General features: G+C 71.6%; 25 protein-coding genes and 1 pseudogene. 9 read left to right on the top strand and 17 right to left on the bottom strand.

Translation table 11 applies throughout. The annotated features are described in order from the left end of the window. The coding region (locus tag PV419_RS42565) for a hypothetical protein (RefSeq protein ID WP_319698274.1) at positions 1–386 on the top strand (386 nt) is incomplete at its 5' end. A 101-nt stretch (positions 387–487) separates the two neighbouring features. Here PV419_RS42565 and PV419_RS42560 read toward each other — a convergent pair. Then, positions 488–1,600: an FAD-dependent monooxygenase gene (locus PV419_RS42560; protein ID WP_319698272.1), complete on the bottom strand. Its 1,113-nt coding sequence runs from the start codon at positions 1,598–1,600 to the stop codon at positions 488–490. A gap of 191 nt (positions 1,601–1,791) precedes the next feature. Between PV419_RS42560 and PV419_RS42555 the strand changes: the two genes are divergently transcribed. Together PV419_RS42555 and PV419_RS42550 are read left to right on the top strand one after the other, a co-directional pair. Continuing rightward, complete coding sequence (locus PV419_RS42555) at positions 1,792–2,745, top strand: GntR family transcriptional regulator (protein ID WP_319698270.1); 954 nt, start codon at positions 1,792–1,794, stop codon at positions 2,743–2,745. 44 nt (positions 2,746–2,789) lie between these two features. Continuing rightward, entirely contained in the window at positions 2,790–3,389 is a 600-nt protein-coding gene (locus PV419_RS42550; protein WP_319698269.1) for a hypothetical protein, read from the top strand. Positions 3,390–3,398: 9 nt separating this feature from the next. Here PV419_RS42550 and PV419_RS42545 read toward each other — a convergent pair whose 3' ends face one another. The 4 genes and pseudogenes from PV419_RS42545 to PV419_RS42530 form a co-directional block, all read right to left on the bottom strand. Further along, the gene (locus tag PV419_RS42545; protein ID WP_319698267.1) at positions 3,399–3,803 is read right to left on the bottom strand and encodes a nuclear transport factor 2 family protein; all 405 of its coding nucleotides are present in this window, start codon (positions 3,801–3,803) and stop codon (positions 3,399–3,401) included. Positions 3,804–3,932: 129 nt separating this feature from the next. After that, positions 3,933–4,715 (bottom strand): annotated as a pseudogene (locus PV419_RS42540) (12-oxophytodienoate reductase); the annotation flags it as partial. 108 nt (positions 4,716–4,823) lie between these two features. Beyond that, positions 4,824–6,389 carry an MDR family MFS transporter gene (locus PV419_RS42535; protein ID WP_319698265.1) on the bottom strand — a complete coding sequence of 522 codons (1,566 nt, stop codon included), beginning with the start codon at positions 6,387–6,389 and terminating at the stop codon, positions 4,824–4,826. A gap of 14 nt (positions 6,390–6,403) precedes the next feature. After that, positions 6,404–7,003, bottom strand: coding sequence for an NAD(P)H-dependent oxidoreductase (locus tag PV419_RS42530; RefSeq protein WP_319698264.1), 600 nt, complete (start codon positions 7,001–7,003; stop codon positions 6,404–6,406). 120 nt (positions 7,004–7,123) lie between these two features. Here PV419_RS42530 and PV419_RS42525 point away from each other — a divergent pair, with 120 nt between their 5' ends. Next, positions 7,124–7,876, top strand: a complete 753-nt coding sequence (locus tag PV419_RS42525; protein ID WP_319698262.1) for a TetR/AcrR family transcriptional regulator — start codon at positions 7,124–7,126, stop codon at positions 7,874–7,876. A 265-nt stretch (positions 7,877–8,141) separates the two neighbouring features. Beyond that, on the top strand, positions 8,142–9,533 hold the full coding sequence (locus PV419_RS42520; RefSeq protein ID WP_319698260.1) for a PQQ-binding-like beta-propeller repeat protein: 1,392 nt from the start codon (positions 8,142–8,144) through the stop codon (positions 9,531–9,533). 59 nt (positions 9,534–9,592) lie between these two features. On the opposite strand, the gene hisF is transcribed toward PV419_RS42520, so the two are convergent. The 8 genes from hisF to hisD all read right to left on the bottom strand — a co-directional run bounded on the left by hisF (position 9,593) and on the right by hisD (position 15,469). After that, complete coding sequence (hisF, locus tag PV419_RS42515) at positions 9,593–10,366, bottom strand: imidazole glycerol phosphate synthase subunit HisF (protein WP_319698258.1); 774 nt, start codon at positions 10,364–10,366, stop codon at positions 9,593–9,595. Beyond that, positions 10,363–10,770: a RidA family protein gene (locus tag PV419_RS42510; protein WP_319698256.1), complete on the bottom strand. Its 408-nt coding sequence runs from the start codon at positions 10,768–10,770 to the stop codon at positions 10,363–10,365. The genes hisF and PV419_RS42510 overlap by 4 nt, the downstream gene beginning before the upstream one ends. Further along, positions 10,767–11,498, bottom strand: a complete 732-nt coding sequence (gene priA / locus PV419_RS42505; RefSeq protein WP_319698255.1) for a bifunctional 1-(5-phosphoribosyl)-5-((5-phosphoribosylamino)methylideneamino)imidazole-4-carboxamide isomerase/phosphoribosylanthranilate isomerase PriA — start codon at positions 11,496–11,498, stop codon at positions 10,767–10,769. Before priA ends, PV419_RS42510 begins: the two co-directional genes overlap by 4 nt. A gap of 49 nt (positions 11,499–11,547) precedes the next feature. Then, positions 11,548–12,192, bottom strand: a complete 645-nt coding sequence (gene hisH / locus PV419_RS42500) for an imidazole glycerol phosphate synthase subunit HisH (RefSeq protein ID WP_319698289.1) — start codon at positions 12,190–12,192, stop codon at positions 11,548–11,550. Continuing rightward, on the bottom strand, positions 12,189–12,353 hold the full coding sequence (locus PV419_RS42495) for a hypothetical protein (RefSeq protein WP_319698253.1): 165 nt from the start codon (positions 12,351–12,353) through the stop codon (positions 12,189–12,191). Before PV419_RS42495 ends, hisH begins: the two co-directional genes overlap by 4 nt. A gap of 85 nt (positions 12,354–12,438) precedes the next feature. Next, positions 12,439–13,032 (bottom strand): imidazoleglycerol-phosphate dehydratase HisB, encoded by a 594-nt coding sequence (hisB, locus tag PV419_RS42490; protein ID WP_319698252.1) that lies wholly within the window; start codon positions 13,030–13,032, stop codon positions 12,439–12,441. Continuing rightward, the gene (locus PV419_RS42485; RefSeq protein WP_319698251.1) at positions 13,029–14,147 is read right to left on the bottom strand and encodes a histidinol-phosphate transaminase; all 1,119 of its coding nucleotides are present in this window, start codon (positions 14,145–14,147) and stop codon (positions 13,029–13,031) included. Before PV419_RS42485 ends, hisB begins: the two co-directional genes overlap by 4 nt. Beyond that, positions 14,144–15,469: a histidinol dehydrogenase gene (gene hisD / locus PV419_RS42480; RefSeq protein WP_319698249.1), complete on the bottom strand. Its 1,326-nt coding sequence runs from the start codon at positions 15,467–15,469 to the stop codon at positions 14,144–14,146. The genes PV419_RS42485 and hisD overlap by 4 nt, the downstream gene beginning before the upstream one ends. 155 nt (positions 15,470–15,624) lie before the next feature. On the opposite strand from hisD, the gene PV419_RS42475 reads away from it, so the two are divergent. Genes PV419_RS42475 through ybaK form a run of 3 tightly spaced genes read left to right on the top strand, consistent with a single transcriptional unit; the run spans position 15,625 to position 18,516 of the window. Further along, entirely contained in the window at positions 15,625–17,220 is a 1,596-nt protein-coding gene (locus PV419_RS42475) for an oxidoreductase (protein WP_319698247.1), read from the top strand. A gap of 33 nt (positions 17,221–17,253) precedes the next feature. Beyond that, positions 17,254–17,994, top strand: coding sequence for an LON peptidase substrate-binding domain-containing protein (locus tag PV419_RS42470; RefSeq protein WP_319698246.1), 741 nt, complete (start codon positions 17,254–17,256; stop codon positions 17,992–17,994). An 18-nt stretch (positions 17,995–18,012) separates the two neighbouring features. Further along, positions 18,013–18,516, top strand: a complete 504-nt coding sequence (ybaK, locus tag PV419_RS42465) for a Cys-tRNA(Pro) deacylase (RefSeq protein ID WP_319698244.1) — start codon at positions 18,013–18,015, stop codon at positions 18,514–18,516. Between the two features lie 140 nt (positions 18,517–18,656). On the opposite strand, the gene PV419_RS42460 is transcribed toward ybaK, so the two are convergent. From PV419_RS42460 to PV419_RS42445, 4 genes are all read right to left on the bottom strand, one after another. Next, positions 18,657–19,304, bottom strand: a complete 648-nt coding sequence (locus PV419_RS42460; RefSeq protein WP_415925497.1) for a DUF2567 domain-containing protein — start codon at positions 19,302–19,304, stop codon at positions 18,657–18,659. 134 nt (positions 19,305–19,438) lie between these two features. Continuing rightward, a complete protein-coding gene (locus PV419_RS42455) occupies positions 19,439–20,281 on the bottom strand; it encodes an ABC transporter permease (protein ID WP_415925496.1) in 843 nt (280 codons plus the stop codon). Between the two features lie 76 nt (positions 20,282–20,357). After that, positions 20,358–21,338 carry an ABC transporter ATP-binding protein gene (locus PV419_RS42450; protein ID WP_319698285.1) on the bottom strand — a complete coding sequence of 327 codons (981 nt, stop codon included), beginning with the start codon at positions 21,336–21,338 and terminating at the stop codon, positions 20,358–20,360. Positions 21,339–21,458: 120 nt separating this feature from the next. Beyond that, on the bottom strand, positions 21,459–22,841 hold the full coding sequence (locus tag PV419_RS42445) for an NYN domain-containing protein (protein WP_319698240.1): 1,383 nt from the start codon (positions 22,839–22,841) through the stop codon (positions 21,459–21,461). A 273-nt stretch (positions 22,842–23,114) separates the two neighbouring features. Here PV419_RS42445 and PV419_RS42440 point away from each other — a divergent pair, with 273 nt between their 5' ends. After that, complete coding sequence (locus PV419_RS42440; protein ID WP_319698238.1) at positions 23,115–23,318, top strand: hypothetical protein; 204 nt, start codon at positions 23,115–23,117, stop codon at positions 23,316–23,318. Positions 23,319–23,363 lie beyond the last annotated feature (45 nt).

Here is a 23,363-nt window from a genome sequence, read left to right as displayed (position 1 = left end):
ATGAATTCGTCCGCAAGACCGCGAAAGAGTTCGAGGACCTGTACAAGGAGGCCAGCAGCATCTATGCCATCCTGGACGACGCGCATTCCCAGCTGACTGAGATGCAGGACACAGTCAAGCGGGTCGTCGTAAGGGCGGAGGTCTATGGGTACAAGTTCTCCGACAACTCCGACGGCACCGTACGATTCGATTCTCCTGAGGGTGACGATTCGCGGTTGGCACGGGACTTGGGGCAGTCATACGCCAATACCATCAAAGAAAAAATTAGCCGGGCCGTCACGACCGACCGCCTGGTCAAGCGCGCACTGGCCAAGGTCCACGGCGGAGACCCGTCCGACGCGGGCCACGCCCAGTACCAGGGTGTGCGGGAGATTACATGGGGGTGACGGTGGAGCCCGGTGGCCATGGGGTGGTCGGGGCGCACGACCCTGCGCCCTCCCACCCTGCGCCTACGCGACGACCGCCTCCTGATGACCGGTTGGCCCGGTTATAGCGAGATCGCGTTCTTGGCCCGCTCGACCGAGGCCTCGGAGGCCGGCCCGCCCGGATTCTCCGTGGCCAGCGCCTGGTTGACCAGTACGAACGGCCGCATACGCCGCTCGTACTGGTCGTACGCCGCGCGGTGGTCGCCCTCCGCCCGGCCCAGCGCGTCGGCCAGTACGTAGGCGCCCACCAGGGCCAGGCTGGTGCCCTGGCCCGACAGCGGGGACGCGCAGTAGCCCGCGTCCCCGAGCAGCGCCACCCTGCCGTGCGACCACCGGTCCATCCGGATCTGTGCCATCGCATCCGAGTAGAAGTCGGACGCCTCCCACATCGCCTTGAGCATCCTCGGCGCCTCCCAGCGGACGGCGGCCATCCGGTCGGCGAGCGCCCGCTTCTGCCCCTCGATGTCGCGGTGGTCGACCCGCTGCTCCTGGGGCCCGGCCGCCGCCCAGCCGAAGGTGATCCTCAGCTCGGAGTTGTCGCGTACGGGGTAGATGCCGTAGCCCGCGGCGCCGTCCCTGAGCCACAACTGCCATTCCTCCAGGCCCAGGAAGTTGTCCGCGCGGAAGATCGCCACCTGCATCCCGAGGGGGTGCGCGAACTCCTCCTCGGGGCCGAAGACCAGGCCGCGCACAGTCGAGTGCTGCCCATCGGCGCCGACCACCAGATCGAAGCCGCGCGACCGCCCGCTCTCGAACTCCACGCGCACGCCGTACTCGTCCTGCTGGAGGGCCGCGACGCCGTCGCCGAAGACGTACTCCGCGCCATCCCGGGTCCGCTCGTACAGCAGCCCCGTCAGGTCCTCGCGCAGCAGCTCGATGTCGTCGCTGTCGAGCCGGCCGCTGCTGTACGTCTTGTCGGTGGACCGCTCGATCTCGTTGCCCTCGCCGTCGAGCACCGACATGCCCCGCATCCGGGTGCGCAGCTCACGCGCCCGCTCCAGCAGCCCCATGCGCCGGACGACTTCGAGGGCCACGCCCCGGATGTCCACCGCCTGCCCGCCGGTACGCGGCGCGGGCGCGCGCTCGACGACGGTCGGGGCGAAGCCGTGGTGGCGCAGCCAGTAGGCGAGCGCGGGGCCGGCGAGGCCGGCGCCGGAGATGAGCACAGTCTTCATGGGAGCTCCTTCATACGGTGTACGCGAAACTGAATGTACACCGTAAGCATCCGCCCCCAGCTGTACTTTCTTCTGCATCTGAACTAGTACAGACGCCCGCTTCCAGCCCCCTCCCCTGCTAAGGTCTGCACTAGTACAGGCGCAGCGAGCCAAAAAATCAGCGCAGAAAAATCGAAGGGACGGAGTTGGAGATGCCCCCGGAGCCCGATCCGCCCTATCTGCGCATCGTCACCGAGATCCGGCGCCGCATCGCGGACGGCGAACTGGCCCCCGGCGACCGGGTGCCCTCGACCCGTCAGATCGCCAAGGAGTGGGGCGTCGCCCTCGCCACCGCCACCAAGGCGCTCACCACCCTGCGCCTGGAAGGCCTCGTCGAGGCGCGCCCCCGAGTCGGCACGGTCGTGGCCACGCGGGCCTCCTCCTCCCCCGTACGCCGCACCACACCGCCCCCGCCCCCACCCTCGCCCCCGGGCCCCGAACACGAGCTGACCCGCGAACGCATCGTCCGCGCGGCCATCGAGATCGCCGACTCCGAGGGGCTTGCCGCGCTGTCGATGCGCGGCGTCGCGGCGCGGCTGGGCGTGGCCGCGATGTCGCCATATCGCCATATCGGCAGCAAGGAGGACCTTGTGCTGCTCATGGCCGACACCGCGTTCGGCGAGAAGCCCTATCCCGCCGACCCTCCCCCCGGCTGGCGCCCCCGCCTGGAACTGGCCGCGCGCACCCTATGGGCCCGCTACCGCAACCACCCCTGGCTTGCCCAGACCGGACCCCTCACCCGCCCCCTGCTGCTGCCCAACCTGATGGTCCACGCCGAATGGGTGCTCGCCGCCCTCGACGACCACGGCCTCGACCCGACGGCCGTCCTCGACCTGCACGTCCTGCTCTACAGCTACGTCCAGGGCATCGCGGCCAACCTGGAACAGGAGGCCCAGGCCGAGGCCGCCACTGGCCTGTCGGAGGACGAGTGGATGGACCGTCAGTCCCAGGCCCTCCAGGCGATCACCACCTCCCCCCGCTACCCGACGTTCACCCGCCTCACCGCCTCCCTCCCGAACGGCTACGACCTCCGCCTCGACGAACTCTTCGAGTTCGGCCTGGGGCCGCTGCTCGACGGGGTCGCGGTCATCATCGAGGGCCGTTAGGCATCGCGCCGCATTCGTCAACGCCGCCGTGTAGCTTGGCCGTCATGCTGTCCAAGAGCTTCTACGACCTGGTCTTCGGAGTGTCCCCGGGAGCCGCCCGCAAAGACGCCCACTACATCAGCGGCAGTCTCGACGAGGTGAAGGCCGACCTCGCGAACGAACTGTCCGCGAGCCTCAACGTGTATCTGCTGTGCTGGTACAACCCCGCCGCGGAGCTCGCGCTCCACGTGTACCAGCAAGGCACACGGACGCACTCGATAGACCTCCACCCCTTCGTCACGGTCTCGGTCGACGGCTATCCGGACATCACCTTCCTCGACTCCGGCGAGCCGACCGGTTACGCCGTCGGCGCGGATGACCCGGCCAAGGTGTCCGAGGTGCTCGCCGATGGCATGTTCTCCGGGGAACTCGACAAGGCGCTCAAGGTCACCGTCGACTGGGACGCCATCGAAGTACCGGCGCTGACCGGCGAGGTCGCGACGTACGGCGACTATGTGCTGCTCGCCGAGGATCCCGATGCCGTCGCTTTCTCGGACTCCGGCTGGGAGGACTGCGAGGAGGACGACCTCGACGAGGACGAGCTGGAGGACGCGCTGATCGAGCGGGGAGGCATCCCGTACGGGTTCACCGACTTCGAGTCGTGACCTTGCGGGTCACCCCCCGCTCCCGGGTCCCGGCCTTCCCGATTCCGCCGGCGGCTCACATCGCCACCGCTCAACCGATGCGGGGACGCGGCCGCCGAAGAAGACCTGAATCTCGGTGATCCTTCCGTCCCGCACGGTGATCAGCTCGACGTTGCGATAGCGTCCGCCGGTCTTCAGCTCGTACTCGTAGAGGAGAAAGACGTCGTCGCCTCCGGTGGGGACCGCTTCCAGGATCTTCTGGTACCGGAGGCGATCGACCGTGGGGAAGCAGCGTTCGAAGAACGCGGCCTTGTCGATGTGGTCGTCCTGCGGACTCGTGAAGACGAATTCCTCGGCAATCAGCCGCTCGGCGGTATCACGGTCCTGGGCGAGGTAGCTCTCCATGCATGCGCGGACGACGTCGACGTTCGCCATGAGTGCTCTTCCTTCCGGTTCGGGTCTGTCTTTGGCCCCCATGAGGGCAGACCGGTCCCGCCGCCAGAACTCATCGGCGAGCGCCGTCGGCGTATATGAGGTCGGGAAAGACTCCGCTTCCATCCGTTCTCAGTTCAGGGAACCGAGCAGGCCCACCTGGAAGGGCCTGAGGTCCGCGGTCCGGCCGCTGAGGATCTTCGTGAGCCAATTGGGGTCGCCGAGCAGGGCGCGGCCGACGGCCACGAGGTCGAACTCGTCGCGCTCCATCCGGTCGAGCAGGTCGTCGATGCTTTTGACCTCGCCCGGTCGGCCCTGGATCACATCGGTGAACTCGTTGTCGAGGCCGACCGAGCCGACAGAGATCGCAGGCTTGCCCGAGAGCTTCTTCGCCCAGCCTGCGAGGTTGAGGCCGGACCCTTCGAACTCGGGCCGGTGGAAGCGGCGGGTGGAGCAGTGGAAGGCGTCGACTCCGGCGTCGGCCAGCGGGGCGAGCAGGGCTTCGAGTTCTTGGGGCGACCGTGCGAGCCTGGCGTCGTAGGCGCCCATCTTCCACTGCGAGAGCCGGAGGGTGATCGGGAAGCCCGGGGAGACCGCCCGGCGGACCGCGGTGACGACCTCGGCGGCGAAGCGGGAGCGGGCGACGAGGTCGCCACCGTAGGCGTCGGTACGCCGGTTGGTGCGCTCCCAGAGGAACTGGTCGATGAGGTAGCCGTGGCCCGCGTGGACCTCCACGCCGTCGAACCCGATCCGCTCGGCGGACGCGGCAGCCGTGGCATAGGCCGCGACGACGTCGTCGATGTCGGTCCGCGTCATGGCCCGGCCGGACTCCGTGCCGTCGACGGCGATGCCGGACGGGCCCATGGGCGGGGCGTCGGGCACGGGCGGGGAGCCGGGCTTGCGGTCCGTGCCCAGTGAGGCCGCCCAAGGTGAAGGGGCGCAGAAGCACGTCCTTGGCGCGTGCGGCGGAGGTGCTGGACATGGGCGGGTCTGCTTTCTCGGTCGGGGGCGTGCGACAAGGCTTCAGTCCGTGGCTGTCGCCGGGGTCCGGGTGCGGTCCGTATTGCCGGCCGGCTCCAGGGACTTGGCGGCCGAGTTGCCGCGGACGCACCAGGCGAGGGCGAAGGCGGCCGCGGCGAGGACGGCCGTGCCGATGAGGACGCCGTGCAGTCCGCTGATGAACGCCTCCTGGACGGCGTAGCGGGTCTGGCCCGGCATCCTGTCGAACGAGGCCGGGGTCACCTCGCCCGTGGAGGTGAGCCGTTCTGCGGTGCGGTGGCCGAGCCGGTCGGCCAGTTCGGCCGTCATCCGGCCGATGTGCACGGAGCCGAGGGCGGCGACGCCGAGCGAGCCGCCGATCGTGCGCAGCAGGGTGACGGTTCCGGTGGCTGCGCCCATGTCGCGTGGCGGGGCGGTGCTCATCGTGGTGAGCAGCGTGCTCTGCATCAGCATGCCGACGCCGGCGCCGAACACCAGGGGGAGGGCCGAGGCGGCGAACACCGGGGTGCCGGTGCCGAGCAGGAGCAGCAGGAGTACGCCGGTGACCGTGAGGGCGGCACCGGTGATCGGCACCACGCGCTCCAGGCCGCCCCGGTCCATCAGCCGGCCGGTGATGAGCTGCGCCGCCAGCATGCCCAGCATCAGGGGCAGGCCCTGCATGCCGCTGGCGGTGGAGGAGGAGCCCTGCACGAACTGCATGTACTGGGGCAGGTAGCTCGCCACCGAGATCAGCGCGGCGCCGACCAGGAAGCTGAGGGCCTGGGCGAGGGTGAACTCGCGGCTGTGGAAGAGCCGCAGCGGGATGACGGGTTCCGCCGCGCGCCGTTCCACCCGGATGAAGGCGGCGAGGGCCGCGGCGGCCACCGCGCCGAGCAGCACGCTCTGCGGTGAGGTCCAGTCGTAGCGGGTGCCGCCCCAGCCGGCCAGCAGGGTGAGCGACAGGATGGCGGCGGTCAGCAGGGCCGTACCGGGGTAGTCGATCCGTCCGCCGCCCCGTGCCCGTGGCAGCCGTACGCCCTTGCCGACGGCGAGCAGCGCGACGATGCCGAAGGGCACGTTGACGTAAAAGACCCAGCGCCAGTTCAGGGCATCGGTGATGAATCCGCCGAGCAGCGGACCGCCGACGAAGGCGACCGGCAGCATCACGCCGACCATCGACTGGACGCGGCCGCGGTCCTGCGCGGGGACCACCACGCCGATGATGGACATCGCACCGACCATGAGGCCGCCCGCCCCGAGGCCCTGGGCGGCGCGGAAGGCGATGAGTTGCCCCATGTTCTGCGCGAGCCCGCACAGGACGGTGCCGGCCAGGAAGAGCACCACGGACCAGAGGTAGGCGCCCTTGCGGCCGTAGAGGTCGCCGAGTTTGCCCCAGACCGGGGTGGTCGCGGCCAGGGCGAGCAGGTAGGACGTGACGGCCCAGGAGAAGTGGTCGAGGCCCCCCAGGTCGCCGACGATGGTCGGCAGCGCGACGCCGACGATCTGCCCGTCGAGCGTCGCGAGGAAGATGCCGAGCATCAGGCCGAAGATGCCCAGGTAGGGAAGATTCTGCCGGGCGGGTGGGGGCGTGTCCCCCGTGTCGCTGGTCATCGCTCCGTCCCGCCTCAGCCGGTGTACGGGCGGGCGGCGCGGGCGTCCCGCAGCGCCAGCCCCCACCAGGTCAGCTGGTCGAGCAGGGACTTGGCCGCGGCATCGCACTCCGGGTCCAGGGGCTTGCCGTCCGCGTCGAACTTGTCGCCGTAGTTGTGGAAGCTGACGGTGTTGCGGATGGTCACCGCGTGCAGCTCGGCCAGGACGCCCCGCAGGTGCTCGACCGCGCGCAGGCCGCCGGAGATGCCGCCGTAGGAGACGAAGGCGACCGGCTTGGCGTGCCACTGCGGGTTGTGCCAGTCGATCGCGTTCTTCAGGGCTGCCGGGTAACTGTGGTTGTACTCCGGCGTGATGACGACGAACGCGTCGGCCGCCGCCAGCCGCGGGGCGACGGCGCCGAGCAGCGCCACGTCCTGGTCGGACGGCTGCTGTCCGAAGGCCGGCATGACGGTCGGTACCGGGGTCTCGACCAGGTCGACGAGGTCGGCCTGCAGGTCTTCGCGCTGGGCTATGTGGCCCGCCACCCACCCGGCCACCACAGGGCCGAAGCGGCCGTCCCGGGTACTGCCGACGAGGACGGCCACGCGCAGCGGGCTGTCGTTGAGGTCGTTCATGGGAGGGCTCCCCTTCACTGTGTACGTCGTATCCGATGCGATACAACGTACACACGACAGTGTACGTTGTCCACTCGCCCATACTCTGTACACTGAACCGTCTGAAAGGAGCTCACCCCCATGCCTCCTCGGAAGAAACGGGAGACGCAGGCGAAGCCGGAGCGGCACGAGTCGGACGCCGCCTTCCTGTGGGAGCGGCTGGACCGCCCGGCTCCCGCCCCGCGCTCCACGCTCACCCCGCAGCGCATCGCCCAAGCCGCGGTGGCGATCGCCGACGCGGAAGGCATCGACGCCGTCACCATGCGCCGCCTCGCGACCGATCTGGGGGTCGCGCCGATGGCGGCGTACCGCTATGTGTCCGGCAAGGACGAGCTCTTGGAACTGATGGTCGACCATGTCTACGCCGAGATGACGCCACCCGAGGGCGCCGAAGACTGGCGGCAGGCCGCCCGGACGCGCGCCCAGCGCACCCGAGCGGTGCTCCTCCAGCACCCCTGGGTGGCCCGCACGGCGGTGTCCACGCTGACCCCGAACCAAGTGGCCGTGGCCGAAAGCGCCCTGGCCTCGCTCGCCGAGCTCGACCTGGACGTCGACACGATGATGGCGGTCTGCCGCGCCGTCGACTCCTACGTCAAAGGCGCCGTGGACCGCGAAATCGGCCTCACCGAGCTGATGCAGGAGCAGGGCTGGTCCAGCGCGGACGAGACACGCGTCGCCCTGGCCCCGCGCATGACATGGCTGATGAACACCGGCCGCTACCCGACCTACCAGCGCTACATCAACGAGGCGACCCGCAAGGACGACGCGGAGTGGCAGTTCGAGACGGGGCTCGACGCCGTCCTCGACGGGATCGCGGCCCGCCTGGGTATCTGAAAGCTCCGCCCCTCCTGCAACGCCACGGCGTCGATCGTCGTCTGTTCTTGGTGCGGGCCGCAGGGCGCGGCCCGCTCGGGGATCGGGAGTTGGAACAGTGACGCACGACGGCGATGGCCAGGTGCCTGGTCAGGGCGGACCACACGGGGACGGCGAGGGCGGACAGCCGTCGGGGCAGCCGCCGCGGATGCCGCCGAGACCGCCCGTGCCCCCGGCCGCGCCCGACGCCGGGCCGCCGCCCGGTCCCCCCACCGTCCCGCCCACCATGCCGCGGTCCGGCCAGGGCGGCGGGCTGCCCTCCTATCCGCAGCAGCCACCCGAGAGCGGCGCCCCCGGCGCCCCGTGGCCGCCGCCCCCGCCCGTGCCGCCGCGGCGCGGCGGGGGCAAGGTCGCGACCGTCATCGCGATCGTCGTGCTGTTGCTGGCGGGCGGCATCACGGTCGCACTGTTCAAGCACGACAGTTCGGCCTCCGACGACTCCGCCACCCCCGCGGCGAAGCAGTCGTCGCCCCCGGCCCACGCCCTGCGTCAGAAGTGGCAGACGGAGCTGCCCGAGTCGCATGTTCTGGGCAACCTCAGTGGGCTGCCCGCCCTGTGGAGAACCATCCGCGGCCCCGTCTACGCCGACGACAACGGCGTGCGCGCCTTCGACCCCGAGACCGGCAAGACGCTGTGGACGGTGAAGACGCCCGACGGGGCGAGCGAGGTCTGCGCCATCGCCCCGCAGCCGAACTCCGAGGGCGTCGGCGCCGCCGTCTACGACGCGGGCGGCAACGACTGCGCGTTTCTCGTCGTGTTCGACACGGAGACCGGGCGGACGCTGTGGTCGAAGAACCTGTCGAGCGGCTACAAGACGGTCGCGCCGCGCGTCGAGGTCGGCGAGGACACGGTGGTCGCCAGTATCGGTGTGGTGTCGGCGTACGCCATCTCCGGGGGCGCCAAGAAGTGGACGGTGCACTCACGCGGTCGCGACTGCGGGAACGACATCGAGTGGTCCTCCCGCTACCTGGCCTATTCCAGCAGTTGCAGCGACGTCAAGCCGGAAGACGAGCTGAGCATCCTTGACCTGCGGTACGGCGACACCTGGAAGTTCCCGAACGAGAAGCGGGACGTGGAGCAGGTGGTGGGGGACGACCCACTGACCCTGGTCCTGGTCGACCAGGAGGGCAGCGACGACGCCAAGCGCTATCTGCAGACCTACACGGAGGACGGAAAGCCGGACAAGAGCTTCCGTCTGACGGGCAAGCTGGCGAACGTCCAGTTCGGAAACACGACCATCGTCGACAGGGACGAGTCGGTGCTGCTGTCCAACTATGACGACACCGCGGGCCTGGGGGCCACCGACCTCAAGACCGGCAAGGTGCTCTGGTCCAAGCGGCAGATGAGGCAGGTCGGCCTGACGGACGACGGCAAGGTGATCGCGCTCAAGGCGTCCAAGCGGCTTGGCGGGGATCCGACACTCGTCGCCCTCGGGCTGCGGGACGGCGAGGAGGAGTCCCGGGGCGTGGTGTACACGCCCAAGCACTCTCTCAATCGTGTCGACATGATGAGTGCCGGCTGGTGGGGGGACACCCTCTATGTGATCGGCCACCCGTCCGACGATCCCCAGGGCAAGCTGGTGCTGCGCGCCTTCGACACCTTCGACCCCGGGGTGTGAGCCCGGCCCGGCGCTCCGGGCGGCGGCACGGCCGACCGCCGCCCGGAGCGCCCGCAGGCCTACAGCCGCACGGGGTGTCCCGCCTCCCGCAGCGCCTCCTTGACCTGGCCGATGCGCAGATCGCCGAAGTGGAAGACCGAGGCCGCGAGCACCGCGTCCGCGCCCGCGGCGATCGCCGGGGAGAAGTCGGCGAGCCGGCCGGCGCCGCCGCTGGCGATGACGGGGACGGTGACGTGCTTGCGGACCGCCTCGATCATGGCGGTGTCGTAGCCGTCCTTGGTGCCGTCGGCGTCCATCGAGTTCAGCAGGATCTCCCCCGCGCCCAGCTCGGCGGCGCGGTGGGCCCATTCGACGGCGTCGATGCCGGTGCCGCGGCGACCGCCGTGGGTGGTGACCTCGTAGCCGGACGGGGTGACCGTGCCCTCACCGCAGCGGCGGGCGTCGACGGACAGGACGAGGACCTGGCTGCCGAAGCGCTCGGCGATCTCCCGGATCAGCTCGGGGCGGGCGATGGCGGCGGTGTTGACGCCGACCTTGTCGGCGCCGGCCCGCAGCAGCTTGTCGACGTCCTCCACGGTGCGGACGCCGCCGCCCACGGTGAGCGGGATGAAGACCTGCTCCGCGGTGCGGCGCACCACGTCGTACGTGGTCTCGCGGTTGCCCGAGGAGGCCGTGATGTCGAGGAAGGTCAGCTCGTCGGCGCCCTCCTCGCCGTAGATCTTGGCCATCTCGACGGGGTCGCCCGCGTCCCGCAGGTTCTGGAAGTTGACTCCCTTGACGACCCGGCCGTTGTCCACGTCCAGGCAGGGGATGACTCGGACCGCCAGGGTCATGACGCTCGGGCTCCTCGGAATGCTTCTACTTCGACTTCCACCAGGACGCGCGAGTCGACGAAGCCGGACACCACGACGAGGGTCGCGGCGGGGCGTACGGCGTCGAACAGTTCCTTGTGGGCGCGGCCCACCTCGTCCACATCGCGCGCGTGGGTGAGGTACATGCGGGTACGGATGACCGATTCGACGCCGAGGTCGAACTTCCGCAGCGCGTCCAGCGTGTTACGGAAGGCGGCCAGCGTCTGTTCGTACGGATCGCCCTCGCCCTGCAGGACCCCGCCCACCAGTGGCATCGTCCCGGCCACCAGGACCCGGTCGCCGACCGCGACGGCCCTGGCGAAGCCGATGGTCTCTTCCCAGGGGCTGTCCGCCTGGACGCGCCGCACATTCTCGGGTGAGGTCATACCGATACCGCCTCCAACGCCTCTTCCAAGGTGAACGCCTTGGCGTAGAGCGCCTTGCCGACAATGGCGCCCTCCACACCCTCCGGTACCAGGGTCGCAAGGGCACGCAGGTCGTCAAGGGAGGAAACGCCGCCGGAGGCGACGACCGGCTTGTCGGTCGCGGCGCAGACGTTCTTCAGCAGCTCCAGGTTGGGGCCCTGGAGGGTGCCGTCCTTGGCGATGTCGGTGACGACGTAGCGGGCGCAGCCCTCAAAGTCCAGCCGGGCGAGAGTCTCGTACAGGTCGCCGCCGTCGCGGGTCCAGCCGCGGCCGCGCAGGGTGGTGCCGCGGACGTCGAGTCCCACGGCGATGCGGTCCCCGTGCTCGGCGATGATCTTGGCCACCCACTCAGGGGACTCCAGCGCGGCGGTGCCGAGGTTGACGCGGGTGCAGCCGGTGCCGAGGGCGGCGGCGAGCGAGGCGTCGTCGCGGATGCCGCCGGAGAGCTCGACCTTGATGTCCATGGTGCGCACGACCTCGGCGATCCGCTCGCGGTTGTCGCCGGTGCCGAAGGCCGCGTCCAGGTCCACCAGGTGCAGCCACTCGGCGCCGGCCCGCTGCCAGGCGAGGGCGGCCTCCAGCGGGTCGCCGTAGGACGTCTCGGAGCCGGACTCGCCGTGGACGAGGCGTACGGCCTGGCCGTCGCGGACGTCGACGGCGGGGAGGAGTTCGAGGCGGTGCGTGCTCATGGGAGACCTTACGGTGAGGACTACGGAGTGACGGGGGCGGCCGGGCCGGTCAGAGCGTGTCGAGCCAGTTGCGCAGCAGCTGCGCTCCGGCGTCGCTGGACTTCTCGGGGTGGAACTGGGTGGCCCACAGCGGGCCGTTCTCCACCGCGGCGACGAACGGCTCGCCGTGAGTGGCCCAGGTGACCTTGGGGGCGGGGATGTGCGGGTTGGTCACTTCGAGTTCCCAGGTGCGGACCGCGTAGGAGTGCACGAAGTAGAAGCGGGCGTCCTCGTCGAGGCCCGCGAAGAGCTGGGAATCCTCGGGGGGCTTGACCGTGTTCCACCCCATGTGGGGGACGACGGGGGCGTTCAGCTGCTCGACGGTGCCGGGCCATTCGTCCAGGCCCTCGGCCTCCACGCCGTGCTCGATGCCCCGCCCGAAGAGGATCTGCATGCCCACGCAGATGCCCATGACCGGGCGCCCGCCGGCCAGCCGGCGCCCCACGAGCCAGTCGCCGCGGGCCTCGCGCAGCCCCTTCATACAGGCGGCGAAGGCGCCTACGCCGGGGACCAGGAGGCCGTCGGCGGCGGCGGCGCGGTCGTAGTCACGGGTGATCTCGACATCCGCGCCGACGTGGGCGAGGGCCCGCTCGGCGGACCGTACGTTACCGAAGCCGTAGTCGAAGACGACGACCTTCTTGGCGCCCGCGGTCAATTCCACACCTCCAGCCGAAGGATTCCGGCCGTGAGCGACATCGCGGCGCCGATGCCGAGCAGCACGATGATGCTCTTGGGCAGGCCCTGCTTGACGAAGGAGTAGACCCCGCCGAGCAGAAACAGCCCGAGAACGATGAAGGCAGTAGAAAGACCGCTCACAGCATCTTTCCGTTCGCTTCTCCGCCCGCGCGGCGAACGTGCGGCTCGAATGCTGTCTGCGGCCCGGTGGCCGCGCGTGCGTCGCTCACAATGCGCCCTTCGTGGAGGGGAGAATGCCCGCCGCACGCGGGTCGCGCTCGCTCGCATAGCGCAGCGCCCGCGCCAGCGCCTTGAACTGGCATTCGACGATGTGGTGGGCGTTGCGCCCGTACGGGACGTGGACGTGCAGGGCGATCTGCGCCTGGGCGACGAAGGACTCCAGGATGTGCCGGGTCATCGTCGTGTCGTAGGTGCCGATCATCGGCGCCATGTTCTCCGGCTCGCTGTGCACCAGGTACGGGCGGCCCGAGAGGTCGACGGTCACCTGGGCCAGCGACTCGTCCAGTGGCACCGTGCAGTTGCCGAAGCGGTAGATGCCCACCTTGTCGCCGAGTGCCTGCTTGAAGGCGGCGCCGAGCGCGAGGGCGGTGTCCTCGATGGTGTGGTGGGTGTCGATGTGCAGGTCGCCCTCGGTCTTGACGGTGAGGTCGAAGAGGCCGTGGCGGCCGAGCTGGTCGAGCATGTGGTCGTAGAAGCCGACACCAGTCGATACTTCTACATCGCCGTTACCGTCCAGATCGATCTCGACGACGACGGAGGTTTCCTTGGTGGTGCGCTCCACACGGCCCACGCGGGTCATGCGCTTGTCTCCTTCATCAGCTCGCGTACCGCGTCGAGGAACGCGTCGTTCTCGGCCGGGGTGCCCGCGGTGACCCGCAGCCACCCCGGTACGCCGTTGTCACGGACCAGGACTCCTCGCTCCAGCAGGGCCTGCCACGCCACGTGGGCGTCCTCGAAGCGGCCGAACTGTACGAAGTTGGCGTCCGACTCGGTCACCTCGCAGCCGAGTGCGCGCAGCTCGCGCACCAGCCGGTCCCGCTCGGCCTTGAGGGCCTCGACGTACCCGAGCAGGGTATCGGTGTGTTCGAGCGCGGCCAGCGCGGTGGCCTGGGTGACGGCGGACAGGTGGTAGGGCAGGCGGACCAGCTGGACGGCGTCCACCACCGCCGGGTCGGCGGCGAGGTAGCCGACCCGCAGTCCGGCCGCGCCGAACGCCTTGGACATCGTCCGGGAGAGGACCAGCCGCGGCCGTCCCTCGATCAGCGGAAGCAGCGAGGCGCGGTGGCTGAACTCCCCGTACGCCTCGTCGATCACCACCAGCGCCCCGGCCGCGTTCGCCCGCGCCGCCTGTGCCGCGTCGTGGAGGGCGAGAACGGTCTCGGCCTCGACGGCGGTGCCGGTCGGGTTGTTCGGCGAGGTGATGAAGACGACGTCGGGGCAGTGCTCGGCGATGGCCGCGCGGGCCGCGTCGACATCGATGGTGAAGTCGGCATTCCGCGGGCCGGAAATCCAGCCGGTGCCGGTGCCACGGGAGATCAGCGCGTGCATCGAGTACGAGGGCTCGAAGCCGATGGCGGTGCGCCCGGGCCCGCCGAAGGTCTGCAGCAGCTGCTGCAGCACCTCGTTCGAACCGTTGGCGGCCCACACATTGGCCACGCCGACCTCGTGCCCGGCCGTGCGGGTCAGATACTTCGCGAGCTCCGTGCGCAGCTCGATCGCGTCCCGGTCGGGGTAGCGGTTGAGGTGGCGGGCCGCCTCCGTGACCCGCTCGGCGATCCGGGCCACCAGGGCCTCGGGCAGCGGATACGGGTTCTCGTTGGTGTTCAGCCGTACGGGTACGTCCAGCTGGGGGGCACCGTACGGGGACTTGCCGCGCAGCTCGTCCCTGATGGGGAGATCGTCAATGCCGGTCACTTGTCCCCTGGCACCTTCCAGTCGAACCTTGCCTTCACCGCGGCGCCGTGGGCGGGCAGATCCTCCGCCTCGGCGAGCGTCACCACATGGCCGGCGACCTCCGCCAGCGCCTCCCGCGTGTAGTCCACGACATGGATGCCGCGCAGGAAGGACTGCACCGACAGCCCCGAGGAGTGGCAGGCGCAGCCCCCGGTGGGCAGCACGTGATTGGACCCGGCCGCGTAGTCGCCGAGGCTGACGGGCGCGTACGGCCCGACGAAGATCGCGCCGGCGTTCCGCACCCGGGCCGCGACCGCCGCCGCGTCCCTGGTCTGGATCTCCAGGTGCTCGGCAGCGTACGCGTTCACGACCGCGAGGCCCTGGTCCAGGCCGTCGACCAGCACGATTCCGGACTGCCGCCCGGTCAGTGCCGGGCGGATCCGGTCCTCGACGTGCTTGGTCGCGGCGACCTGCGCGTCCAGCTGCTTCTCGACCGCCGCGGCCAGCTCCTCGGAGTCGGTGACGAGCACCGAGGCGGCCAGCGGGTCGTGCTCGGCCTGGCTGATCAGGTCGGCGGCGACATGCACCGGGTCGGCGGTGGCGTCGGCGAGGATCGCGATCTCGGTGGGGCCGGCCTCGGCGTCGATGCCGATACGCCCCTTGAGCAGCCGCTTGGCCGCGGCCACATAGATGTTCCCGGGTCCGGTGACCAGGGAGACCGGGCGGCACTCCTCGGTGCCGTACGCGAACATGGCGACGGCCTGGGCGCCGCCCGCCGCGTACACCTCGTCCACGCCGAGCAGCGCGCACGCCGCCAGGATGGTGGGGTGCGGCAGCCCGTCGAAGTCACGCTGGGGCGGCGAGGAGACGGCCATCGAGCCGACCCCGGCCTCCTGCGCGGGCACCACATTCATCACAACGGAGGACGGGTAGACGGCCCGGCCGCCCGGCACATACAGCCCCACCCGCTCGACCGGCACCCAGCGCTCGGTGACCGTGCCGCCCGGCACGACCTGCGTGCTGTGGTCGGCGCGCCGCTGCTCGCGGTGGACCAGCCGGGCCCGCCGGATGGACTCCTCCAGAGCCGCGCGCACGGCCGGGTCCAGCTCCTCCAGGGCGCGCGTCAGCGCCTCCCGGTCCACCCGCACCCGCTCGATCGTCACCCCGTCGAACCGCCGCGCGTAGTCGATCAGCGCCGCGGTGCCGTGATGGCGCACGTCGTCGCAGATCGGCCGCACCTTCTCCAGGGCGGCCTCGACGTCGAACTCGGCACGGGGCAACAGGTCACGGTCGATCCCGCCTTCCGGGAAGGCGGCGCCGCGCAGATCGATACGGGAGATCACGCGATCAATTGTCTCAGACCCGCACCGGCGGCCCGCCCCCCGTATCAGTGAGTGATACGTACCCCCTAAGTTGACCCTGACCGCAAGCGTTCAAGCGGTTACTCAGCGGGAATGGGGATCCGTACGGGGGTACGGAGACAGGAGGAGACACGGCTGTGACCGAGCCACACGACGGCGATCCACCCCCGGGGCTCGACCTGACCACCGCGGAGTGGGGCATGTGGCAGGCGTTCCGCAACGGCAGCACCCACGATCTGCGCACCTCCCACCCTCAGCGCAACGACCCCTCCGGCCCCTACGCCTGGGGCCCCGAGCGCAGTGTGCGCGCCCGCGTCCTGGCCCTGCTGCTGCTCGCCGGCCCTCCCCCGCAGCCGGGCCGGGTCGCCGCGCTCAAGCTCAACGGGGTGCACATCACGGGCACGCTCGACCTGGCCGGCGGCACCGTCGAGCCGTATGTGGAGATGAAGAACTGCCGCTTCGAGCAGGAGGTACTGCTCCCCGAGGCCCACTTCACCACCCTCCGACTGGTCGGCTGCGCGCTGCCCCGGCTGGAGGCGGCCCGGGTACGCACCGAGGGCGACCTGCATCTGCCGCGCTGTGTCGTGGAGCACGGCATCCGGCTCACCGACGCCCATATCGGCACGGACCTGCTGCTCAACCAGTTAGTGGTGCGCCGGGACCGGCGGGGCCAGTCGATCAGCGCCGACGGCCTGACCGTCGGCCAGGACCTGCAGGCCGAGATGATCGAGTCACACGGTGAGCTGAGCATGCGCGGCGCGCAGATCGGCGTGTCGCTCAGCCTGCGCGGCGCCCAGCTGCACAATCCGTACGGCCGCCGGGCGCTGAACGCCCCGCAGCTGACCGTCGAGCGCAGCCTCTACCTCACCGCCGCCGGGGTGAGCAGCTACTCCAGCGGTTCCACCCCGCCGTACGGCACCAGCAACACGCCGACACGCGGGACGCGCATCCAGCGTTTCGAGTGCGAGGGCGGGATACGCCTGGACGACGGGCGGTTCAACGACGCGGTCGACTTCGACCAGGCCCGCTTCGTCATGGAGAACGACCAGGAGCTGTCGCTGCGCCGGATCCAGACGCCGGAGCTGCGGTTCGTCGGGGAGCGGCCGCAGCGGGGACGGGTGATCCTCTCCGGCGCGCGGGTGGTCAACCTGGTCGACAAGTCGGTCAGCTGGCCGGGCCCCGGCGGGCTGACCATGGCGGGCTTCTCCTACGAGTGCCTGATCCCGGTCGGCCACTTCCCGCTCTCCCGGCGACTGGAGTGGGTGGCGGCCGCGACCCCCGAGTTCTCCCGGGGGCCGTACGAGATGCTCGCCACGGCGATGCGCACCAGCGGCGAGGACGCGGAGGCGCGCGAGGTGCTGCTCGCCAAGGAGCGGAGGCGCCGCGAGACGCTGCCGCTGGCCGGGAAGCTGTGGGGCTACCTCCAGGACTGGACCGTGGCCTACGGCTACCGGCCCGGTCGGGCGGCGGTCTGGATGGCGGTGCTGTGGGCGATCGGCTCGGTGTTCTTCGCCCACAACCGGCCGGACCCCATCAAGCCGGCCGAGTCCCCGCACTGGAACGCCTCGCTGTACACCCTCGACCTGCTGCTCCCGGTGATCGACCTGGGCCAGGACGGCTACTGGAAACCCGACGGCGCGGTCCAATGGGCGGCCATCGTGACCATACTGCTCGGCTGGATCCTGGCCACCACAGTCGCCGCCGGAGCCTCCCGGCTGCTGCGCCGCCAGTGATCGGGGCGCGCGGGGCCATTAGGCTTAACGCCCGTGACCTCCGCGCGCCTTCCGCTCTTCCCGCTGAACACGGTGCTGTTCCCGGGGCTCGTCATGCCCCTGAACGTCTTCGAGCAGCGGTATCGCGCCATGATGCGCGATCTTCTGGCGCTGTCCGAGGACGCGCCACGCCGCTTCGGTGTCATCGCCATCCGGGACGGCCGCGAGGTCGCACCGACGGCGGTCGGCCTCCCGGACCCCACCGCCGATCCCGAACGGGGCGCGGCGGCCGGGTTCGGACCGGAGCCGATGAAGTCCTTCCACGCCATCGGGTGTATCGCGGACGCGGCCACCATCCGGGAGCAGAAGGACGGCACCTTCGAGGTGCTCGCCACCGGCACCACCCGCTTCGAACTGCGCTCGGTCGACACCTCGGGCCCGTATCTGACGGCCGAGATCGACGAGCTCGACGAGAAGCCCGGGGACGGCGCCGGGGCGCTGGCCTCCGGTGTCGTCCGCGCCTTCCGCACCTACCAGAAGCGGCTCGCGGGCGCCCGCGAGCGAACCCTGGCCGCCCAGCAGGACCTGCCCGGCGAGCCGTCCGTGCTCTCCTACCTGGTCGCGGCCGCCGCCGTGCTCGACACGCCGACCAAGCAGCGGCTGCTGCAGGCCCCCGACACCGCCACCCGGCTGGCCGAGGAGCTGAAATTGCTGCGCGCCGAGAGCGCGGTGATCGGTAAGCTCCCCTCGCTTCCCGCGGTCGATCTGACCCGCCACCCCACCAGCCCCAACTGAGACCCCACCTCACCCCATATGGCCAAGAAGAAGACCTCCGCCGGCACCCCGGCCACCACCGCCCTGACCGCCGCGGGCACCGCCTTCACGGTGCACGCCTACGAGCACGACCCGGCGGCCCCCTCGTACGGCGAGGAGGCCGCGCAGGCCCTCGGCGTGGACCCGGCCCGGGTCTTCAAGACCCTCATCGCGAGCGTCGACGGCGGCCTCACCGTCGCGATCGTGCCCGTCTCCGCAACGCTCGACCTCAAGGCCCTGGCGGCGGCGGTGGGCGGCAAACGCGCGGCGATGGCCGACCCGGCGGCGGCCGAGCGCACCACGGGCTATGTGCTCGGCGGGATCTCCCCGCTCGGCCAGCGCAAGCGCCTGCCCACGGCCCTGGACGCGTCGGCGACCGCCCACGAGACGATCTGCGTCTCGGCGGGGCGGCGCGGGCTGGAGGTCGAGCTGTCGCCCAAGGACCTCGCCACACTCACGGACGCGGTGCTGGCACCGATCGCGCGCTTCGACGCCTCTTTTTAGGGCTCGGTTCTCCCCCAGCTACCGCTGGCGGGGGCACCTCCCGGCGGTAGCCGGGGGCGCCCCCCGGGGCGCTACGGCCCCTGTCGACGGTCGACCACGCGGCGGCAGCCGCATATCGACTGCAGCCTCGCCCCTTCGGCTCACTCGCCAGGGGCCGGGGCCGGCTGCGCCGGCGCACCTCCGCCCGCCGGCTGCGCCGGCGCACCCCAGCCCGCCGGCTGCGCCGGCTCTTCGTCTCTCGGGCCGAACAGCGCGGTCAGCCCCAGGTGCACCGCCATGGCCGCGAACGACCACGCCAGCAGCGCCCCCTTGGCCCCCAGCTTCAGCGGCGCGTCGAACGTCACGCCCTTGCCCACCGCCTTGGCGTGCGCCTCGATGCCGGCCTCGGGCCCGAGCCACACGCCGAGCCGCCAGGCGATCACCGAAGCCAGCACCCCGCCGATCGCGAGCCCCACGACCAGCGCGATGCCGCCCCGCCGGAAGAACCAGAAGACGAGGGCCGCGGACACGGCCCCGAAGGCCAGCGCCCACAGCGTGAACACCCCGTCCGCCCCTATCGCCTGCTCGCCCTCGGCGTCCTTCGGGTAGATCCCGTCGCCGATCCAGACCAGCGGAACCCGCGGCGCCAGCCACAGCCACATCAGCCCGAGCAGCACCCCGGACACCGCGACCCCGATCGCCACCAGGGCCGCCTGCACCAGCTCGGCGCGCAGCTCGGGGCCGGGCTCGGAGTGGCCGGGCTCGGGGTGGCCCGGGGCCGAGGGGTCCGGAGCGGTGGGGTAGGGCACTGCACCTCCCGACGGAGACGGCTCGTGCGGCGAAGGCTGTTGAGGCTGATCGTGCGGAGTCAACGGTGCGGTCACCCCGTCATGGTGCCAGGCGATGGAGGTACATCGGGCGGCGGGAGGCCCGCCGTAGCGCGTCAGCGCACGGCTGCGCGCCGATATGCCCAGGTCGCGGCGGTCAGCGAGACCACCGCCACACCCGCGCACACCCCAAGGTCCGCGCAGACCACCAGCCAGTCGGGGTGGCCGTCGAAGGACCGCGCCAACGCCTCCACACCGTACGTCGAGGGCAGCACATCGCGCGCGTACGACACCGGGGCGGGCATCCGCTCGGCGGGCAGCACGCCCAGCAGCAGCGCGGCCGACATACCCAACTGCCCGCACAGCGTGGCCAGTTCCTGGCGGGGCGCGAGCAGCCCGAGCGCCGCGCCCAGGCCCGCCAGGGCCGCGCCGGACAGCGGGATCACCGCGGCCAGCACCCACAGATGCGCCATCGGCAGCTGGAACAGCTCGCTCCCCACCACGGCGGTGACCGCCGTCCCCGGCACGGTGAAGGAGGCGTACGCGGCGGCCGCGCCGAGCACGACGGCGGCGGGCGGCACCGGCAGGGTCGCGTAGTGGTCGAGGCCTCCGCTCGCCCGCAGCTGCCCGAAGTACTGCGCCAGCAGGTTCAGCGCGACGAACGCCACGACCAGCACACTGGACCCGGCGACCACGGACCGCGCCTCCATCCCGCCGTCCACGACCCCGCGCATAAGGATCATGATCCCCACGGACTGGAAGGTCGCCACGAACAGCAGCGGTATCCGGGCCACCCGGGCCCGGGACAGCTGCGCCCGGTAGACGGCGGCCAGCGCGGGCAGCAGCCGCGCCCGCGCCGCCAGGGGGGCGGGGGCGGCGTCGCCGCCGGGCCACGGCGCCTCGGCGGCCCCGGCCAGGGCTTCTCCGCCGGACACGGCCTCCGCGGGCACGACACTCACCTTGCGCTGCTCCTGTTCCCCGCACTGGCCGCAGCCCGTGCGGTACCGGCGGTCCCTACGGCGGCCCCAGCGGCCGTCACGCCTTCACCAGCCCCTCCGCCCCCTCCGAGCGGCCGCCGAGCGCGAGATAGACGTCCTCCAGGCTAGGCGTCGCGAGCGTGAAGTCGTCCAGCGCGGCGAAGGCCGGGCCGCCGGTCACCGTGGCGATCGTGGCCCGGGCCTGCTCAGGGGCCATCCGCAGCGTCCAGCGCCGCCCGGAGGCCAGCGCGGCCTCCCGCAGCGCCGCGACCTCGGGCACCTCCAGCGGCGGCTCCCCGCGCCATACGAGGTCCACCCGGACCTCGTCGGCGACCAGCGCCTTCAGACCGGCCGGGGTGTCGCAGGCGATGACCCGGCCACGTTCCAGCACCGCCACCCGGTCCAGGACGGTCTCCGCCTCGATCACATTGTGGGTGACCAGCAGCACCGTCACCCCCCGTTCCGCCCGCCGCCGGTCGACGGCGGCCCACACGGCCCGCCGCGCGACGGGGTCCATTCCGGTGGTCGGCTCGTCCAGCACCAGCAGCGGCCGCTCCCCCACCAGCGCGGCGGCGAAGCAGGCCAGCCGCCGCTGCCCGCCGGAGAGCTTCTTGAGCGGGCGCCCGGCGAGCGCGCCGAGCCCCAGCTCCTCCATCACCGCGTCCCGCTCCGCGCGGGCGGCGCGGACGTCCAGCCCGCGCAGCCGCCCCGTGGTCTCGGCGGCGAGCGCGACGGTCAGCTCGTCCAGCGCGGTCGAGTCCTGCCCCAGATAGCCGAGGAGGCGCGCCGCGCGCTCGGGGTGGCGTACGAGGTCGTGGCCGAGCACCCGGACGCTGCCCTCGTCGGGGCGGAGCAGCCCGGTGAGCTGGCGCACCAGGGTGGACTTCCCGGCGCCGTTCGGGCCGAGCAGCCCGAACACCTCGCCACGGCGCACGTCGAGGTCGATGCCGTCGCTGGCCCGGACGGCGGGCGCGGCGGGCACGCCCCGGCGGCCGCGCGCGGCGGGATAGGTCTTGACCAGGCCGCGCACGGTGCACACCACATGGCCGTCCACAGCCTGTTTCGCGCCCGTCCTCACGAGCTATGAGGGTACGCGCCCAATCACCCACGCTTGCCCTCGGGTAGGAGGTGGCACGGGGGCAGTGGCGCGGGGACGGGGTCAGTCCGCCGCAGGGGCGTGGTCGGCGGCCGTGCGGGTGTCGATCTCGCGCCAGAAGCCGGCCCGGATCGCGTAGCGGTCGTGCTCGTCGATCTGGTCGTCCTTGTGGGCGAGCAGCCCGAAGCGGGCGGCGTAGCGCAGCAGTTCCCCGTCGATGCGGTGGGGGATGCGCGGGTATTCGGTGGAGAGCTGCTGGAGGTGGCCCGGGTCGGAGAGCCGCTCGATCCAGCGGCGGGCGAAGACCTGGCCCACCTCGAAGGGGTCGCCGCTGACGGTGGTGATGTCCTCCTCGCGGTCGGCCCAGCGCTGCTCGGGGCTGGTGAGCTGGGCGAGCATGGGCAGCCCGGCGGTCTCCGGCGGCTCGCCGAGCCCGGTGCCCGAGCCGCGCTCGATCCAGCCCTTGTCGGAGGACCAGCGCAGCGTGGCGCTGGGGGCCGGCTGGGCGCCCGGGTGGCTGCCCGTGGGGCCGCGGCCGAGGTCGGCGAGGTCTTTGGGTGTGGGCACACCTCTGCCGCCGGGGGCGGAGCCCGCCTCCGTGCCGTCCGCCGGGGCGGTGTCGGTGCCGCCGCCGGTGGCGCCGGTGGCGCCGGAGCCGCCCGCGGGGGCCGCGTCGGCGGCTGCCCGCCCATGGGCGCCCGCGGCGCGCGCGGGCGCGGCGCCCGGCCGCGCGGCGCCGTTGCGGCCCGGGGCCAGGTCGCGGGGGACGCCCGACACCCCGGCGACCCCGGTCACCGCCCCGGCGGCGGCCGCCGCGGCCGTCTCGGGCAGCGGGGCGGAGAGGATGGCCGCGATCTCCGGCCGGGGCTCGGAGACGGGCGCGCACGGCCCGGTGAGGTCCTTGGCGCGGACGGCCCGGGTGATCCACGCACGGTCCAGGACCCGCCGCTCGTCGGCCTCGGCGACCAGGTCCTCGGACTGGTTGTAGTCGCCGTCGGCGGCCTGGACGGCCCACAGGTGGACGGCCACGCCGTGTTCCTTGGCGGACATCAGGCCGGGCAGCAGATCGCCGTCGCCGGTGACGAGCACGATGTCGGAGCAGGCGCGGTTGCGGGCCAGCTCGGTGAGCTCGGCGTGCATGGCGGCGTCCACGCCCTTCTGTGCCCAGCGGCCGTCGCTGCGGGTCAGGGCGCCCAGCCGGACGGTGACCCGGGGCATGACGCGCAGCCGCCGGTGCTCGGGCTGGGGGACGCGGTCGGGGGCTCCGTCGAACCAGTAGATGCGCAGCAGCGGCTGTTCGGTATCGGCTTCGGCGCGCTCGCGCAGTCCCTGGATGAGGGTCGCGTGGTCGACGGAGATGCGGGACCGGGCTGGCTCCCCGGCGAGCAGGCTCGCGGCGGCGCCCAGCAGATAGCCGGCGTCCACCAGGACGACGCAGCGGTCCACGTTCCACCCTCTTTCCTGAAGTCCAGTCCTCGGTCGCCCCCCGTGCACAGCCGTGCTCAAATTCCTGTTTCGGCCTCATCTGGAGTGTGCCCGACCACACCGGGGTTATCAGTCCGAACTGGATCACTGGCGTGGCGGATACGGCCTACCCTCGAAGACCCTCCTTCTCACTCACCGTAATTGCCCGAAATGCACCCTTCATCCGGACGTGTCAGTGTTTCTTCCCGGAGGGCTCTTCCCTTGGGGGGCGATCCCAACTGGAGGCACAGCACCATGGCTAAGAACAAGAACCGCGACCGCAAGCAGCAGCAGCAACAGCAGCGCCAGGGCCGCGGGATGGCCGACCGTCCGAGTGAGCAGGCGCAGAACTCCTCGACGGACGCGCAGTCGCAGGCCATGCAGTCGGAGGGCGGCCCGGCGACGGCCCCTTCGGCCACCGCCCGTAAGGACCGGCAGAAGAGCTTCGGCCACAATTGATCACCGCCGCACAGCGGTTGAGGGGCGCGCCCGGTGCGGGCGCGC

Origin of the sequence: Streptomyces sp. ME19-01-6, assembly GCF_033793745.1 — a bacterium.
Lineage (GTDB): Bacteria > Actinomycetota > Actinomycetes > Streptomycetales > Streptomycetaceae > Streptomyces.
Note: the sequence above shows the minus strand (reverse complement) of the source record. Positions and strands in the feature narration are given on the sequence as shown.